The organism is Streptomyces sp. NPDC002004 (assembly GCF_053593975.1).
In genome coordinates this window covers 72,773-86,086 of sequence record NZ_JBSFDP010000005.1, presented here as the reverse complement: position 1 = coordinate 86,086, position 13,314 = coordinate 72,773, and the positions used below count along the sequence as shown (strand labels likewise).

The following is a 13,314-nucleotide window of genomic DNA, read 5'->3' as shown; positions in this document are numbered from 1 at the left end:
GAGGTACCCCGGCGGCCCGCATCAACATCCGGCGGCCGTCAGACCCCGGCCGCCCGCGCCGCCGTGTACACCTCGGCGGCCACGTCCTTCAGCTCCTGCGCGTCCCGCGAGGTGCCCTGGAGGTCGATCAGGATCTCCTGCAGACCCACCTCGGCGTGCGCCACGAGGTCCTCGACGATCTGCTCCACGCTGCCCTGGAACGGCGCCCTGCCCTCGCCATCGAAGGGCTTGGGCATGTACTGGGCGTTGACCCGCACGACCGACTGCACCGGCTCGGTGCGGCCCCGCTCGGCGGCCAGGTCCTGGAGCTGCCGCCACTGCGCGGCCAGCTGCGGCGCCCCCATGCCGACCGGCATCCATCCGTCGGCGCGGTCGACGAGCCGTCGCAGCGCACGCGGGCTGTTCGCGGGCAGCAGGATGGGAATGGGCCGCGCCGGCTTCGGGCCGACTTCGGACGGGGCGATCGTCGTCAGCCGCCCCTCGTACGACACGGGGTCGGGCCCCCAGACGGCCCGGCAGACGTCGATCAGCTCGTCCAGGACCCGGCCGCGCTCCTCGAACGGCGCGACCGACGCCGCCGCGTACTCGTCGTGGGACCAGCCGGTGCCGATGCCCGCGACCACCCGGCCGCCGCTCGCCGCGTCCAGCGAGGCCAGCGTGCGGGCCAGCTGGAACGGCACATGCAGCGGCGCGATCAGCACGCTGGTGCCGAGCCGGGCCCGCTCGGTGGCGCCGGCCGCCAGCGTCAGCGTGACCAGCGGGTCGGCGACCGAGCGGTACTCGTCCGGCCAGGGCAGGCCCGGGATGCCGTACAGGCCCTGTGTCGTGGACTCCGGGAACAGGACCCGCTCGAACACCCACAGACTCTCGTAACCGATCTCCTCGGCCGCCTTCGCCACCTCGGGGACGTCACGCCCCAGGTCGTACTGCTTCATCTGCGGAAGGCCCAGCCCGAGTCGAGTCGCCATACGCGTGCTCCTTCACAGTCGGTGTCGTGCTGTCGGTGTCCCGCTGTCCGGATCGAGGTGGGCGCGTCCCGCCGCGTCCGGGACGGCCAACGTACAGCGCTCATGGGGAAGTTCCGCATGCAACGAACCCGACTGGCCGGATCGGTGCGACGGCCCGGGTCCCGGACCCGGGCCGTCCGCATCCGCCAACCCGGATCAGCCGGGGAGCGGGGTGAGCAGCATGCGGCCCACCAGGCCGGCCGCGGCGTCCAGCCGCTGCGCGCATTCGTCCGCGAGCGCGGGTGCCCCGCGCAGCGCCCACAGCGCCCGCGCGGCGGACCAGGCACCGGCGCGCGCGTGCTCCAGGCTCCAGGAGCCCAGCAGATGGGTCAGCGGATCGGCGATCCGGAGGACGTCGGGCCCGGGCACCAGGTCCTCGCGGATGCGCTCCTCCAGGGCGACGAGGACGTCGCCCACGTCCTCGAACTCGTCCTCCAGGCCTGCGGGTTCGCAGCCGAGTGCATGACAGGCGTCCACGACGGCGAGCGCGAGATCGTGCCCGACGTGGGCGTTGATGCCCGCGAGCGCGAACTGCATGGGGTGGACGCCGGGGTGGCGCCGGTACTGGAACAGGGGCCGCCAGCAGGCGGGCGCGCGGCGGTCCGCGGTCACCGCGGCGACCGCCGTCAGGTAGTGCTCGGCGAACCGTACGTCCAGCGTCGCGGCGGCCCTGCGGTCGGGGAGACCGCCCGCGTCGATGCGCCGGCCGGTCTCCTCCGTGACGGTCAGGTAGACGCGGTTGAAGACCGCGACCCCGTCACCGGCGGGCCAGCCCGCGGCCAGCGCCCGCATCCGGGTGATCACCCCGTCGACGCCCTGTCGCGGGCCGGTGGACTGTTCCAACTGCGCCATGCGGGCAGGGTCCCAGCCCCGGCCCGGCCCGTGTGCCGTCCGGAACGGGGGTTCCCCGGAACGGGGTAACGGATGGACGGCGCGCGCCGCGTCGCCCTGTCGGTCACGAGCGCGGCCGCCCGGCGCCGGTCATGCCCCGCCGCGCTCGCCGGGGTGCCCGTCCGCGCTCGTCTCCTCGGCCCGGGGGGTCCGCTCGTCGTACGCCGACGTACCCGAGTCGAGCAGCGGCTCCTGCGTCTTGAGATGGGCGGGTGCGAGGGCCCGCAGCGCGTGGTAGCCGGTGATGACGACCAGGGTGCCGAGCGCGATGCCGCTGAGCGAGAACGTGTCCGTGAACTTCAGGCTGACGTTGCCGATACCGATGATGATGCCCGCGGCGGCCGGGACCAGGTTCAGCGGATTGCGCAGATCGACCCCGGCGTTGATCCAGATCTGGGCGCCGAGCAGGCCGATCATGCCGTACAGGATGACGGTGATGCCGCCGAGGACGCCGCCCGGGATCGCGGCGACCACCGCGCCGAACTTCGGGCACAGCCCGAACAGCAGAGCGAAACCGGCGGCGGCCCAGTACGCGGCCGTCGAGTAGACGCGGGTCGCGGCCATCACACCGATGTTCTCGGAGTACGTCGTGTTGGGCGGGCCGCCGACCGCGGTGGACAGCATGGACGCGGCACCGTCCGCGGAGATCGCGGTGCCGAGCTCGTCGTCGAGGGGGTCGCCGGTCATCTCGCCGACGGCCTTCACATGGCCCGCGTTCTCCGCGACCAGCGCGATGACCACGGGCAGCGCGACCAGGATCGCCGACCACTGGAAGCTCGGGGCGTGGAAGGACGGCAGCCCGAACCAGTCCGCCCTGCCGACCCCCGACAGATCCAGCCGCCAGTGGTCGACGGCCTGCGTCCCGCCGTTCACCGAGTGGATCCTGCCGAAGATCCGGTCGAAGACCCAGGAGATCCCGTAGCCGAAGAGCAGCCCCAGGAAGATCGCGATCCGGGACCAGAAGCCGCGCAGACACACCACGGCAAGGCCGGTGAACAGCATCACGAGCAGCGCGGTCCACTGGTCCTGCGGCCAGTACGTCGAGGCGGTGACCGGCGCCAGGTTGAAGCCGATCAGCATGACCACCGCGCCCGTGACGATCGGCGGCATCGTGGCGTGGATGATCCGCGCCCCGAACCGTCGCACCGCGAGCCCCACCAGGAACAGCGCGACACCGACCACGAACACCGCGCCGGTCACCGTGGCGCTGGTGCCGCCCTGCGCGCGGATCACCGCCGCGACGCCGACGAACGACAGCGAGCAGCCGAGATAGCTCGGCACCCGGCCACGGGTCGCCAGCAGGAAGATCACGGTCGCGACGCCGGACATCATGATGGCGAGGTTCGGGTCGAGCCCCATCAGCACCGGCGCGACGAAGCTGGCCCCGAACATGGCCACCACGTGCTGGGCCCCGAGTCCGACGGTGCGCGGCCACGACAGCCGCTCGTCGGGTCGGACGACGGCACCGGGCGCAGGGGTGCGCCCGTCGCCGTGCAGCCTCCAGCGCACGCCGAGATCCATGGAAACGTTCTGCTTTCTGTCTGCCGGGCGGGACGCGCCGGGAGGGCGGGGGCGCCGGAGGGGCCGTTGACGATCGGCCAACCATGGTAATCCGGCCATGCCGGGGTCCCGTCCGCGCGTGCGGTCGACCGCCTGTGCCTCGGGTCGCCCGCGTGTCAGGGCGCGCATGCGTCAGGCCGCCCGGGTGTCAGGCCGCCCGGGTGTCGGGCAGCCCGTGCGCCAAGCCACGCGCTCGTCATGGCCGCGTGCGTCGGAGCCCCATGCGCGCAGGCGGCCCGCGTGTCAGGGCCGCGGCTCCGCGGGGGCCGCCCGGGTCGCCGCGGTCTGCGCCGGGATCCGCTCCCCGGTCCGCAGCACCCCCGCCCCGGCCGCAAGACCGCAGGCGAGCACCGCCACCACCCCGAACGACACCACCAGGCTCGTGGTCTGCGCGATCGACCCGATCACCGACGGAGCGACGAGCCCCGATGTGTAGGTGATCGTGGCGACGCCGGCGATCGCCCGGCTCGGATGCGGCCCGCTGCGCCCGGCGGCCGCGAAGGCCAGCGGCACGACGACCGCGATGCCGAGACCGAGCAGCGCGAATCCGGTCACGGCCACGGCAGGGTGCCGGGCGATCACGACGAGCAGCCCGCCGAGCCCGGCCAGTACCCCGCTCATCCGTACCGTCCGCACCGCCCCGTACCGGTCCACCACCGCGTCCCCCGCCATCCGGGCCATCGCCATCGTGAGCGCGAACCCCGTGGTCGACATGGCGGCCGACCCCGCCGACGTGCCGAGGACGTCGTGCAGATAGACCGCCGACCAGTCGAGGCCGGCGCCCTCGGCGAACACCGCGCAGAAGCCCAGCGCGCCGATCAGCACCGCGGACCTGGGCGGCAGCGCGAACCGCGGCGGCGGCTCCTCCTCGCGCGCCGGCCGCAGGTCCAGCACGCCCTGGCAGGCCACAAGACCGGCCAGGGTGAGCACCGCCGAGGCCAGCGCATGGTGCAGCCGTGCGTCCGAGCCGAGCTGCGCGGCGAGCATCCCGGACGCGGAGCCGATCAGGGCGCCCGCACTCCACATACCGTGCAGCCCGGACATGATCGACTTGCCCAGGCGGTTCTCGACCTCGACGCCGAGCGCGTTCATCGCCACGTCCGACATGCCCGCCGTCGCGCCGTACACGAAGAGCGCCGCGCACAGCGCGATCAGGTTCGGCGCGCACGCGGGCAGCGCGAGCGACAGCGTCCACAGGGCGAGCAGGCCGCGCAGCGCCGCGCGGCTGCCGAAGCGGTGGGCGACCCGGCCCGCCCACGGCATCGCCAGCGAGGCACCGATCGCCGGGAACGCGAGCGCTACGCCGAGCAGGCCCGCGCTCACCCCGGAGTGGTCCTGCACCCAGGGCACACGGGTCGCGAACGAACCGGTGACCGCACCGTGCACACAGAACACGGCCGCGACGGCGTACCGGGCACGCCGCACCGCGCCCCCGTCGTGTACCTCTTCTCCCATACGGACATCCCTCCCCGGGTCTCCCTCGATGGTGGGTCGCACCACGCCCGCGCGCCGTCCGCGGGAGCCCTCCGGCCGGAGGGCTCCCACCGCCTCCTACAGAGTGCTGCCGAACCGTCGTTCCAGGTACTCATCGAACGTGCCCCTGCCCACGGCCCGCTCGGGCGTCAGATGACCGCCGGCCCGCATGCCCGCGTAGGCCTTGCCCGCGAGTCGTACGTCGAGCAGCGGCCGGCGCCTGCCCGTGGCCCGCTGCCAGGAGCGGGCCAGCTGCCGGAACGACCGCACCTGGGGGCCTCCCATGTCCGCCACCCGTCCCGCGGGCGCGCCGCCGGCCAGCTCGGCAAGCCGGTCGGCGACCTCCGCCACCTCGATGGGCTGATCGCTCACGCCCGCCGGGAGCAGCATCACCGGAAGCTTCGCCAGGCCCTGGAGCAGGGTCACGACAAGATCGTGGAACTGCGTGGTCCGCAGGATGGTCCAGCCGAGCCCCGACTCCTCGATCTGCTGCTCCACGGCGAGCTTGGACCGGTAGTAACCCAGGGGTACGACGTCCACGCCGACGATCGAGATGTAGACGAGATGGGCGACGCCCGCCCTGCGGCACGCCTCGATCAGATGCGACGCGGCCTGCTCGTCCCCGCCGCGCGGGTTGCTGGCGCAGTGCACGACCACGTCCACGCCCGCCACCGCCGCGTCCAGGCCGGAGCCCTCGATCAGGTCGACGGCGTACGGCTCGGCGTGCCGGCTCAGCACCCGCACCTCGCTGCCCCGGTCCCGCAGCCTCTCGACGACGAGCCTGCCGAGTGTGCCCGTGCCTCCGGTCACCAGTACGACGCTCATGCGGTTCAGCCCCTTCGAACGGTCGGCGCTCCCGTGCGGAGCGCCCGTCGCCCGCTGAGAACCGAGCGGCGCCCGGAAATGTGACAGCCGGAGCGCACGCATTCCCCGGACACCGGCCGGGGGTTCCTCAGACGGCGGCCAGCTGCCGCCGGACGAAGTCGAGTTTGTCCGGATTGACCACGGCGTGCACCTCCGCGATCAGGCCGTCCCGCAGCTCGAACGTCGCGACGCCGACAAGTGCCTCTCCCGCCCGCGCGATCAGGGCCGGTGCGGCGTTGATCTCCGCGACCGAGTACTCCAGGCCCGTGGCGAACCTCGTCGACCCGCCCGCCAGGAACCGCAGCACCTTCGCGCGGCCCAGGATCGGCCGCCGGGCAGCGGAGACCTTGCCGCCGCCGTCGCCCCACCACGTCACGTCGTCGGCGAGCAGCTTCTCCAGCCCCGCCAGATCACCCTCGCGGGCGGCCGACAGAAACGACTCGACGAGCCCCTGCCGGAGCTCGGGCGCCGGCGTGAACCGCGTCCCGCCGGACGTCACGTGCCGCACCGCCCTGCGGTACAGCTGACGGCAGTTGGCCTCGCCGATGTCCAGTACGGAGGCGATCTCACGGTGGCTGTAGGCGAACGCCTCGCGCAGGACGTACACCGCGCGCTCCGTCGGCGTCAGCCGCTCCAGCAGGAGGAGGAGCGCCGTCGACACGGCGTCGCGCTGCTCCGCCGACTCCAGCGGGCCGAGCGTGCCGTCCGACGTGACCACCGGCTCCGGCAGCCACGGCCCCGGGTACTCCTCGCGGCGCGCACGCGCCGAGGTGAGCCGGTTCAGGCACAGATGCGTGACGACCTTCGCCAGCCAGGCCGCCGGGTGCACGACGGCGGCGCGGTCCGCGCCGCTCCAGCGCAGATACGCGTCCTGCACCACGTCCTCCGCCTCGTGCGCGGAGCCCAGCATCCGGTAGGCCAGGCCGAACATCCTCGGGCGGTGGGTCTGGAACTCCTCGGCGAGTGCACGGTTCACGGAGATCAGCGTGCCAGAGGGGCGTCCGGCCGCCCGCAGCGCACCGGCCCCCCGGGATCGGCCGGGCGGCGGTCGGGTGGCTTGTGAGCCAGTACACAGGAATTCACCCGCATGGGTGCGACGGACCGTGGCAGACTGGCCCTGTACCAGAAGCAGCGCACTCCGGGGTCGGTGAAAGTCCGAACCGGCGGTTACAGTCCGCGACCCGGCCGCATCCAGTGGCCGGTTGACCAGGTGAAATTCCTGGACCGACGGTTAAAGTCCGGATGGGAGGCAGTGCGCGGCGGGCGGGCAGCCATGCACGCCGCCGACGGTTCGTCCATGCGGACGGACCTTTTCCGGCGTCGTTCCCGGCGTCCGTGCCCGTTCATTCTGTCGTCATCGACAGGCCCCGGAGTCCGTGCCCGAAGAGGCAGGAGGACCCGGTGGCCACCGCAGCCGAAGCAGACGCCATGCGGCGCGCGATCGCGCTCGCCGCGCGCGGACTCGGCTCCACCAGCCCCAACCCCGTCGTCGGCTGCGTCCTCCTCGACGCCACCGGCGCCGTCGTCGGCGAAGGCTTCCACCAGCGCGCGGGCGGCCCGCACGCCGAGATCCATGCCCTGCGCGCGGCCGGTGGGAAGGCCCGCGGCGCCACCGCGGTCGTCACCCTCGAACCCTGCAACCACACCGGCCGCACGGGACCCTGCGCGCAGGCCCTCATCGAGGCCGGTGTGACCCGCGTCGTGTACGCGGTCGCCGACCCCACCCCCACCGCGACCGGCGGAGCCGCCACGCTGCGCGCCGCCGGAGTCGACGTCGAGGGCGGGCCGCTCGGCGCCGAGGCCGAGGCCGGCAACATCGCCTGGCTCACCGCCATGCGGCTCGGCCGGCCCCATGTCACCTGGAAGTACGCCGCCACGCTGGACGGCCGGATCGCCGCGGCCGACGGCACCAGCCGGTGGATCAGCTCGCCCGAGTCCCGCGCCGACGTGCACCGGCTGCGCGCCGAGAGCGACGCCGTCGTCGTGGGCTCCGGCACCGCCCGCGCCGACGACCCGCACCTCGCGGTCCGCGGCGTCGACGGCGCCCTCCAGCCGCTGCGCGTCGTCCTCGACAGCAACGCCACGGCCGTACGTCCCGGCGCGCGCGTCCTCGACGACGCGGCCCCCACCCTGATCGCCGTCGCCGATGACGCGGACGCCGGTCATCTGCCCGACGTCGTGCGCCTGCCGCGCGCGGCCGGTGGCGGCCTGGACGTCTCCGCCCTCCTGGACGCCCTGCACACCCGCGGCGTCCGCTCCGTCCTTCTCGAAGGCGGTCCGACCCTGGCAGGCGCGTTCGTCGCCGCCGGAGCCGTCGACCGCGTCGTCGGCTATCTCGCGCCCGTCCTGCTGGGCGCCGGACCCGCCGTGCTGGACCACGCAGGAATCACCACGATCGCCGATGCGCTGAGGCTCGACGTGACGGAGTCCGTACGCATCGGCCCCGATCTGCGCATCACCGCCACCCTCCGAGTGAAGGAGCACTGAGTGTTCACCGGAATCGTCGAAGAGCTGGGCGAGATCACCGCCGTCGAGGACCTCGGCGACGCGTCGCGCTTCCGGCTGCGCGGGCCCGTCGTCACCGAAGGCGCGAAGCACGGCGACTCCATCGCCGTCAACGGCGTCTGCCTCACCGTAGTGGAGCAGGAGGGCGACGAGTTCACCGCCGACGTCATGGCGGAGACCCTCGACCGGTCCAGCCTCGGCGCGCTCGCCGTCGGCTCCCGCGTCAACCTGGAGCGGCCCACCGCGGTCGGCGCCCGGCTCGGCGGACACATCGTCCAGGGACACGTCGACGGCACCGGCTCGGTCATCGAGCGCAAGCCGTCCGAGAACTGGGAGATCGTCAGGATCTCACTGCCCGCGGAGCTGTCCCGCTACGTGGTGGAGAAGGGCTCCATCACCGTCGACGGCATCAGCCTCACGGTCGTCGACGCGGGCCCCGACTACTTCACCATCAGCCTCATCCCGACCACCCTCGAACTGACCACGCTCGGCTTCAAGCAGCCCGGCGACCCGGTCAACCTCGAGGTCGACGTCGTCGCCAAGTACGTCGAGCGGCTGCTCGGCTCCCGCGCCCAGGCCGAGGGGTCCGCGAAGTGAGCGCCCTGACCTGGCTCAACTCCGAGGCGTTCACCGTCTTCGGACAGCACGTCATCTGGTCCGACATGGCCGGCAACACCATCGGCCTGGTCGCGCTCGCGCTCGGCTGGCGGCGCTCCGTGTGGACCTGGCCCGCCCAGTTCCTCTCCGGCGTCGTCCTCGTCGCCGCCTACGCCTCCGCCCACCTGTCCGGCGGCGTGGGCAAGCAGCTCCTCGTCATCGGCGTGGCGCTGTGGGGCTGGCGGCAGTGGAGCCGCGGCACCCGGCAGGCGCAGGACGGCTCCATCGCCGTCCGGTTCGCGACCTGGCAGGAGCGGGGTGTGCTGATCGGCGGCACCGCGCTCGGCACCCTCGCCGTGGGCGGGCTGTTCACCGCGATGCCCGACCTGTCGTGGAACCCGTGGCCCGACGCGTACATCTTCGTCGGCACCCTCGCCGCGATGGTCGCCCAGGCACGCGGCCTCGTCGAGTTCTGGTTCGCCTGGCTGCTCGTCGACGTCGTCGGCGTCCCGCTCGCCTTCAGCGGCGGGCTCGCCTTCTCCGGTCTTGTCTACGTCATCTATTTCGCCCTGGTCCTGTGGGGCATGCGCGACTGGTGGCTGCGCTCCCGCGCAGCTGCCCGGCCCGTTCTGGAAGGAGCCCCGGCATGACTGCGGCACCCATCTGGTACACCGACGGCGTCGAGGAGTTCGAACTCGACCCCATCGAACAGGCGATCGCCGACATCGCGGCCGGCCGGCCCGTCGTCGTGGTCGACGACGAGGACCGGGAGAACGAGGGCGACCTCGTCATCGCGGCCGAGAAGGCGACGCCCGAGATCGTCGCCTTCATGATGACCGAGTGCCGCGGTCTCATCTGCGCCCCCATGGAGGGGGACGAGCTGGACCGGCTCGAACTGCCGCAGATGGTCGACCACAACACCGAGTCGATGCGGACCGCGTTCACCGTCTCCGTCGACGCGAGCGCCGCGCACGGCGTGTCCACCGGCATCTCGGCCGCCGACCGCGCCACCACGCTGCGGATGCTCGCCGGCGGCGAGGCGGGCCCGGCCGACTTCGTGCGGCCCGGCCACATCTTCCCGCTGCGCGCCAAGCCCGGCGGCGTCCTCACCCGCAACGGCCACACCGAGGCGGCCGTGGACCTCGCCCGGCTCGCGGGCCTGCGGCCGGCCGGCGCGATCGTCGAGATCGCCGGCGAGGACGGCAGCATGCTGCGCCTTCCCGAGCTGGTCCCGTTCGCCCGCAAGCACGGTCTGACGATCATCTCCATCGAGGACCTGATCGCCTACCGGCGCACCTCCGAGCCGACCGTGCACCGCGAGGCCGAGGTGAACCTGCCCACCTCCTTCGGGCAGTTCACCGCCTACGGCTACCGTTCCACCGCCGACGGCGTCGAGCACGTCGCCCTCGTCCACGGCGACATCGGCGACGGCGAGGACATCCTCGTCCGCGTCCACTCCGAATGCCTCACCGGTGACATCTTCAGCTCCCAGCGCTGCGACTGCGGCCCCCAGCTGCACGCGGCCATGCAGAAGATCACCGACGAGGGCCGCGGCGTCGTCGTCTATCTGCGCGGCCACGAGGGCCGTGGCATCGGCCTGCTGTCCAAGCTGCGCGCCTACGAACTCCAGGAGCGCGGCCGCGACACCCTCGACGCCAATCTCGAACTCGGCCTGCCCGCCGACGCCCGCGACTACGGCGCCAGCGGCCAGATCCTCGTCGACCTCGGCGTGCGCAGCCTGCGGCTGATGACCAACAACCCGGACAAGACGGACGCGCTCGTCCGGCACGGCCTGACGGTCACCAGCCGCGAGCCCATGCCGATAGTGGCGGGCGAGCACAACCTGCGCTATCTGCGCACCAAGCGCGACCGCATGGGCCACGACCTGCCGTGGCTCGACGAGGCCCCGACGACGACCTCCCCCTGCGGCAACCAGTAACCACCACCCCGTACGTTCCCCAAGAGCACCCACCTACGAGGAGAAGCGCGTGAGCGGCAAGGGCGCACCCGAACTGAGCGTGAACAACTGCAGCGACCTGCGGGTCGCGGTCATCGCCGCCCAGTGGCACGAGAAGGTCATGAACGGACTCGTGGACGGCGCCCTGCGCGCCCTCCACGAGCTCGGCATCGAGGAGCCGACCGTGCTGCGTGTGCCCGGCAGCTTCGAGCTGCCCGTCGTCGCCAAGGACCTCGCGGGCCGCGGCTACGACGCGATCGTCGCCCTCGGCGTCGTGATCCGCGGCGGCACCCCCCACTTCGACTATGTGTGCCAGGGCGTCACCATCGGCCTCACCCAGGTGTCCATCGAGACCGGCGTCCCCGTCGGCTTCGGCGTGCTGACCTGCGACACCGAGGAGCAGGCCCTCGACCGGGCCGGCCTGGAGGGCTCCAACGAGGACAAGGGCCACGAGGCCGTCACCGCCGCCGTCGCCACCGCGGCCACGCTGCGCACCGTCCACGAACCCTGGCACTGAGTGAGGGACACGGGCCGCGTAGAGTAGGCACCACCATGTCCAAGAAGACGTTCGAGGAGCTCTTCACCGAGCTCCAGCACAAGGCCGCCCAGGGCGATCCCGCGACCTCCCGTACCGCCGAACTCGTCGGCAAGGGGGTCCATGCCATCGGCAAGAAGGTCGTCGAGGAGGCCGCCGAAGTCTGGATGGCCGCCGAGTACGAGGGCAAGGAAGCCGCCGCCGAGGAGATTTCGCAGCTCCTGTACCACGTCCAGGTGATGATGGTCGCCCGCGGCATCTCGCTCGACGACGTCTACGCCCACCTGTAACGCACGCCCTCCAGATCCCGTACGTCCGAGAACTCACGTTAGGAATCCGTCCTCATGCTGCGCATCGCCGTCCCCAACAAGGGTTCACTCTCCGGCCCTGCGGCGGAGATGCTGCATGAGGCCGGATACCGGCAACGGCGGGAGTCCAAGGAACTGCGCATCGTCGACCCGGTCAACGAGGTCGAGTTCTTCTACCTCCGACCCCGGGACATCGCGATCTACGTGTCCTCCGGGCGTCTCGACATCGGCATCACCGGCCGGGACCTGCTGATCGACTCGGGCGCCAACGCCGAGGAGATCCTCCCGCTCGGCTTCGCCCGCTCCACGTTCCGCTTCGCCGCCAAGCCCGGCACCGCCACGGGCGTCGACGACCTCGGCGGCACGACGGTCGCCACCTCCTACGAGGGCATCGTCGACAAGCACCTTGCGGACCGGGGCGTCGACGCGTCCGTCGTGCACCTCGACGGCGCCGTCGAGACCGCCATCGAGCTGGGCGTCGCGCAGGTCATCGCCGACGTCGTGGAGACCGGCACCTCCCTGCGCAACGCGGGGCTCGAGGTGTTCGGCGAGCCGATCATGACGTCCGAGGCGATCGTCGTGCGGCGCGTCGGAGCCGACGCCGACGAACCCAAGGTGCAGCAGTTCCTGCGCCGCCTCCAGGGCGTCCTGGTCGCCCGGACGTACGTGATGATGGACTACGACTGCCGGGCCGAGCACCTGGAGCAGGCCGTCGCGCTCACGCCGGGCCTGGAGTCCCCGACGATCTCCCCGCTGCACAACGAGGGCTGGGTCGCCGTCCGCGCCATGGTCCCCGCCAAGGACGCGCAGCGGATCATGGACGACCTGTACGCGCTGGGCGCGCGGGCCATCCTCACCACCGCCATCCACGCCTGCCGGCTCTGATGGCGGACCCCACGATGACGGAACAGACCCGGCCCGGCGGCTCCCACCCGGATCTGCCCGCCCTGCCCGTCACCTTCCGCCCCGGCCGCACCCGGGCCGTGCTGCTGACCGCCGCTGTCGCGATCTTCGTCGTGATCACGGCGGTGGCGGTGCTGCTGCCGGGACTCGGCCCGGGGGAGCGCCTCAGCTTCGTCTTCACCGCCGCGCTGTTCGCCGGCGTCCTGGTGCTGCTGAGCCGGCCCAGGGTCGTCGCCGAACCGTCCGGCGTGACTGTGGTGAACATCGCATCCTCGCGGCGCCTCGCCTGGGCCGAGATCGTCCAGGTGAACCTCCGCCCGGGTGACGCGTGGGTGTTCCTCAATCTCAGCGACGGCACGAGCCTGCCCGCGATGGGCATCCAGCCCGGTATTGCCAGGGAACGCGCCATCCGCGACGCCCGTGCCCTGCGGGACCTCGCCGAGGCGCTCGGCACCGGCCACCCGGAGCAGCATCAGGGGTGAGACCGTGCAACTCAGGGGTCGGCTCGGGGTGCTCCACCCTGACGCATCCGGCTTCCGGTTGATTAATCTGTTGGCGGGGCGCACGTCCGGTGCCGCCCCGCCCCTGTATCGGCCAGCCCGGCCCGAGCAGGGGCTCCTGCTACCCGAGGAGTGACTCCCTCCGGCGATGGACGGATCGTCCTGTAGTACCTGCGCCACCCCCTCCCGACATAGCGTGGACCGCGTCCACGCC

At 72.5% G+C, this 13,314-nt stretch carries 14 protein-coding genes and 1 riboswitch; of the genes, 8 read left to right on the top strand and 6 right to left on the bottom strand.

The features are described 5' to 3' along the window. Window positions 1–38: 38 nt before the first annotated feature. From ACWCP6_RS10690 to ACWCP6_RS10665, 6 genes are all read right to left on the bottom strand, one after another. Window positions 39–968: an LLM class F420-dependent oxidoreductase gene (locus ACWCP6_RS10690; protein ID WP_450932023.1), complete on the bottom strand. Its 930-nt coding sequence runs from the start codon at window positions 966–968 to the stop codon at window positions 39–41. A gap of 195 nt (window positions 969–1,163) precedes the next feature. Next, entirely contained in the window at window positions 1,164–1,859 is a 696-nt protein-coding gene (locus ACWCP6_RS10685; protein WP_450932022.1) for a DUF5995 family protein, read from the bottom strand. Window positions 1,860–1,988: 129 nt separating this feature from the next. Then, complete coding sequence (locus ACWCP6_RS10680) at window positions 1,989–3,419, bottom strand: uracil-xanthine permease family protein (protein ID WP_450932021.1); 1,431 nt, start codon at window positions 3,417–3,419, stop codon at window positions 1,989–1,991. A 282-nt stretch (window positions 3,420–3,701) separates the two neighbouring features. After that, window positions 3,702–4,913, bottom strand: a complete 1,212-nt coding sequence (locus ACWCP6_RS10675; protein ID WP_450932020.1) for an MFS transporter — start codon at window positions 4,911–4,913, stop codon at window positions 3,702–3,704. 96 nt (window positions 4,914–5,009) lie between these two features. Then, the gene (locus tag ACWCP6_RS10670) at window positions 5,010–5,756 is read right to left on the bottom strand and encodes an SDR family oxidoreductase (RefSeq protein WP_450932019.1); all 747 of its coding nucleotides are present in this window, start codon (window positions 5,754–5,756) and stop codon (window positions 5,010–5,012) included. Window positions 5,757–5,883: 127 nt separating this feature from the next. Further along, window positions 5,884–6,771 carry an RNA polymerase sigma-70 factor gene (locus ACWCP6_RS10665; RefSeq protein ID WP_450932018.1) on the bottom strand — a complete coding sequence of 296 codons (888 nt, stop codon included), beginning with the start codon at window positions 6,769–6,771 and terminating at the stop codon, window positions 5,884–5,886. Between the two features lie 153 nt (window positions 6,772–6,924). After that, window positions 6,925–7,055: riboswitch (FMN riboswitch) on the top strand. 141 nt (window positions 7,056–7,196) lie between these two features. Between ACWCP6_RS10665 and ribD the strand changes: the two genes are divergently transcribed. The 8 genes from ribD to ACWCP6_RS10625 are packed head-to-tail and all read left to right on the top strand — an operon-like array spanning window position 7,197 to window position 13,082. After that, a complete protein-coding gene (gene ribD, locus ACWCP6_RS10660; RefSeq protein WP_450932017.1) occupies window positions 7,197–8,282 on the top strand; it encodes a bifunctional diaminohydroxyphosphoribosylaminopyrimidine deaminase/5-amino-6-(5-phosphoribosylamino)uracil reductase RibD in 1,086 nt (361 codons plus the stop codon). Then, window positions 8,283–8,897, top strand: a complete 615-nt coding sequence (locus tag ACWCP6_RS10655; RefSeq protein WP_450932016.1) for a riboflavin synthase — start codon at window positions 8,283–8,285, stop codon at window positions 8,895–8,897. Further along, entirely contained in the window at window positions 8,894–9,547 is a 654-nt protein-coding gene (locus ACWCP6_RS10650) for a nicotinamide mononucleotide transporter family protein (RefSeq protein ID WP_450932015.1), read from the top strand. The genes ACWCP6_RS10655 and ACWCP6_RS10650 overlap by 4 nt, the downstream gene beginning before the upstream one ends. Continuing rightward, complete coding sequence (locus tag ACWCP6_RS10645) at window positions 9,544–10,836, top strand: bifunctional 3,4-dihydroxy-2-butanone-4-phosphate synthase/GTP cyclohydrolase II (protein ID WP_450932014.1); 1,293 nt, start codon at window positions 9,544–9,546, stop codon at window positions 10,834–10,836. Before ACWCP6_RS10650 ends, ACWCP6_RS10645 begins: the two co-directional genes overlap by 4 nt. Before the next feature lie 49 nt (window positions 10,837–10,885). After that, window positions 10,886–11,371: a 6,7-dimethyl-8-ribityllumazine synthase gene (gene ribH / locus ACWCP6_RS10640; RefSeq protein WP_450932013.1), complete on the top strand. Its 486-nt coding sequence runs from the start codon at window positions 10,886–10,888 to the stop codon at window positions 11,369–11,371. A gap of 35 nt (window positions 11,372–11,406) precedes the next feature. Beyond that, window positions 11,407–11,679, top strand: coding sequence for a phosphoribosyl-ATP diphosphatase (locus tag ACWCP6_RS10635; protein ID WP_019983911.1), 273 nt, complete (start codon window positions 11,407–11,409; stop codon window positions 11,677–11,679). Between the two features lie 54 nt (window positions 11,680–11,733). After that, window positions 11,734–12,582 carry an ATP phosphoribosyltransferase gene (gene hisG, locus ACWCP6_RS10630; protein ID WP_450932012.1) on the top strand — a complete coding sequence of 283 codons (849 nt, stop codon included), beginning with the start codon at window positions 11,734–11,736 and terminating at the stop codon, window positions 12,580–12,582. Between the two features lie 14 nt (window positions 12,583–12,596). Continuing rightward, window positions 12,597–13,082: a PH domain-containing protein gene (locus tag ACWCP6_RS10625; RefSeq protein ID WP_450932011.1), complete on the top strand. Its 486-nt coding sequence runs from the start codon at window positions 12,597–12,599 to the stop codon at window positions 13,080–13,082. Window positions 13,083–13,314: the final 232 nt, after the last annotated feature.

Coding starts and splice junctions, on each gene's coding strand:
- ACWCP6_RS10625 (WP_450932011.1), top strand. CDS start 12,597: ATGACGGAACAGACCCGGCCCGGCGGCTCCCACCCGGATCTGCCCGCC.
- hisG (WP_450932012.1), top strand. CDS start 11,734: ATGCTGCGCATCGCCGTCCCCAACAAGGGTTCACTCTCCGGCCCTGCG.
- ACWCP6_RS10680 (WP_450932021.1), bottom strand. CDS start 3,419: ATGGATCTCGGCGTGCGCTGGAGGCTGCACGGCGACGGGCGCACCCCT.
- ACWCP6_RS10685 (WP_450932022.1), bottom strand. CDS start 1,859: ATGGCGCAGTTGGAACAGTCCACCGGCCCGCGACAGGGCGTCGACGGG.
- ACWCP6_RS10635 (WP_019983911.1), top strand. CDS start 11,407: ATGTCCAAGAAGACGTTCGAGGAGCTCTTCACCGAGCTCCAGCACAAG.
- ACWCP6_RS10690 (WP_450932023.1), bottom strand. CDS start 968: ATGGCGACTCGACTCGGGCTGGGCCTTCCGCAGATGAAGCAGTACGAC.
- ACWCP6_RS10645 (WP_450932014.1), top strand. CDS start 9,544: ATGACTGCGGCACCCATCTGGTACACCGACGGCGTCGAGGAGTTCGAA.
- ACWCP6_RS10670 (WP_450932019.1), bottom strand. CDS start 5,756: ATGAGCGTCGTACTGGTGACCGGAGGCACGGGCACACTCGGCAGGCTC.
- ACWCP6_RS10675 (WP_450932020.1), bottom strand. CDS start 4,913: ATGGGAGAAGAGGTACACGACGGGGGCGCGGTGCGGCGTGCCCGGTAC.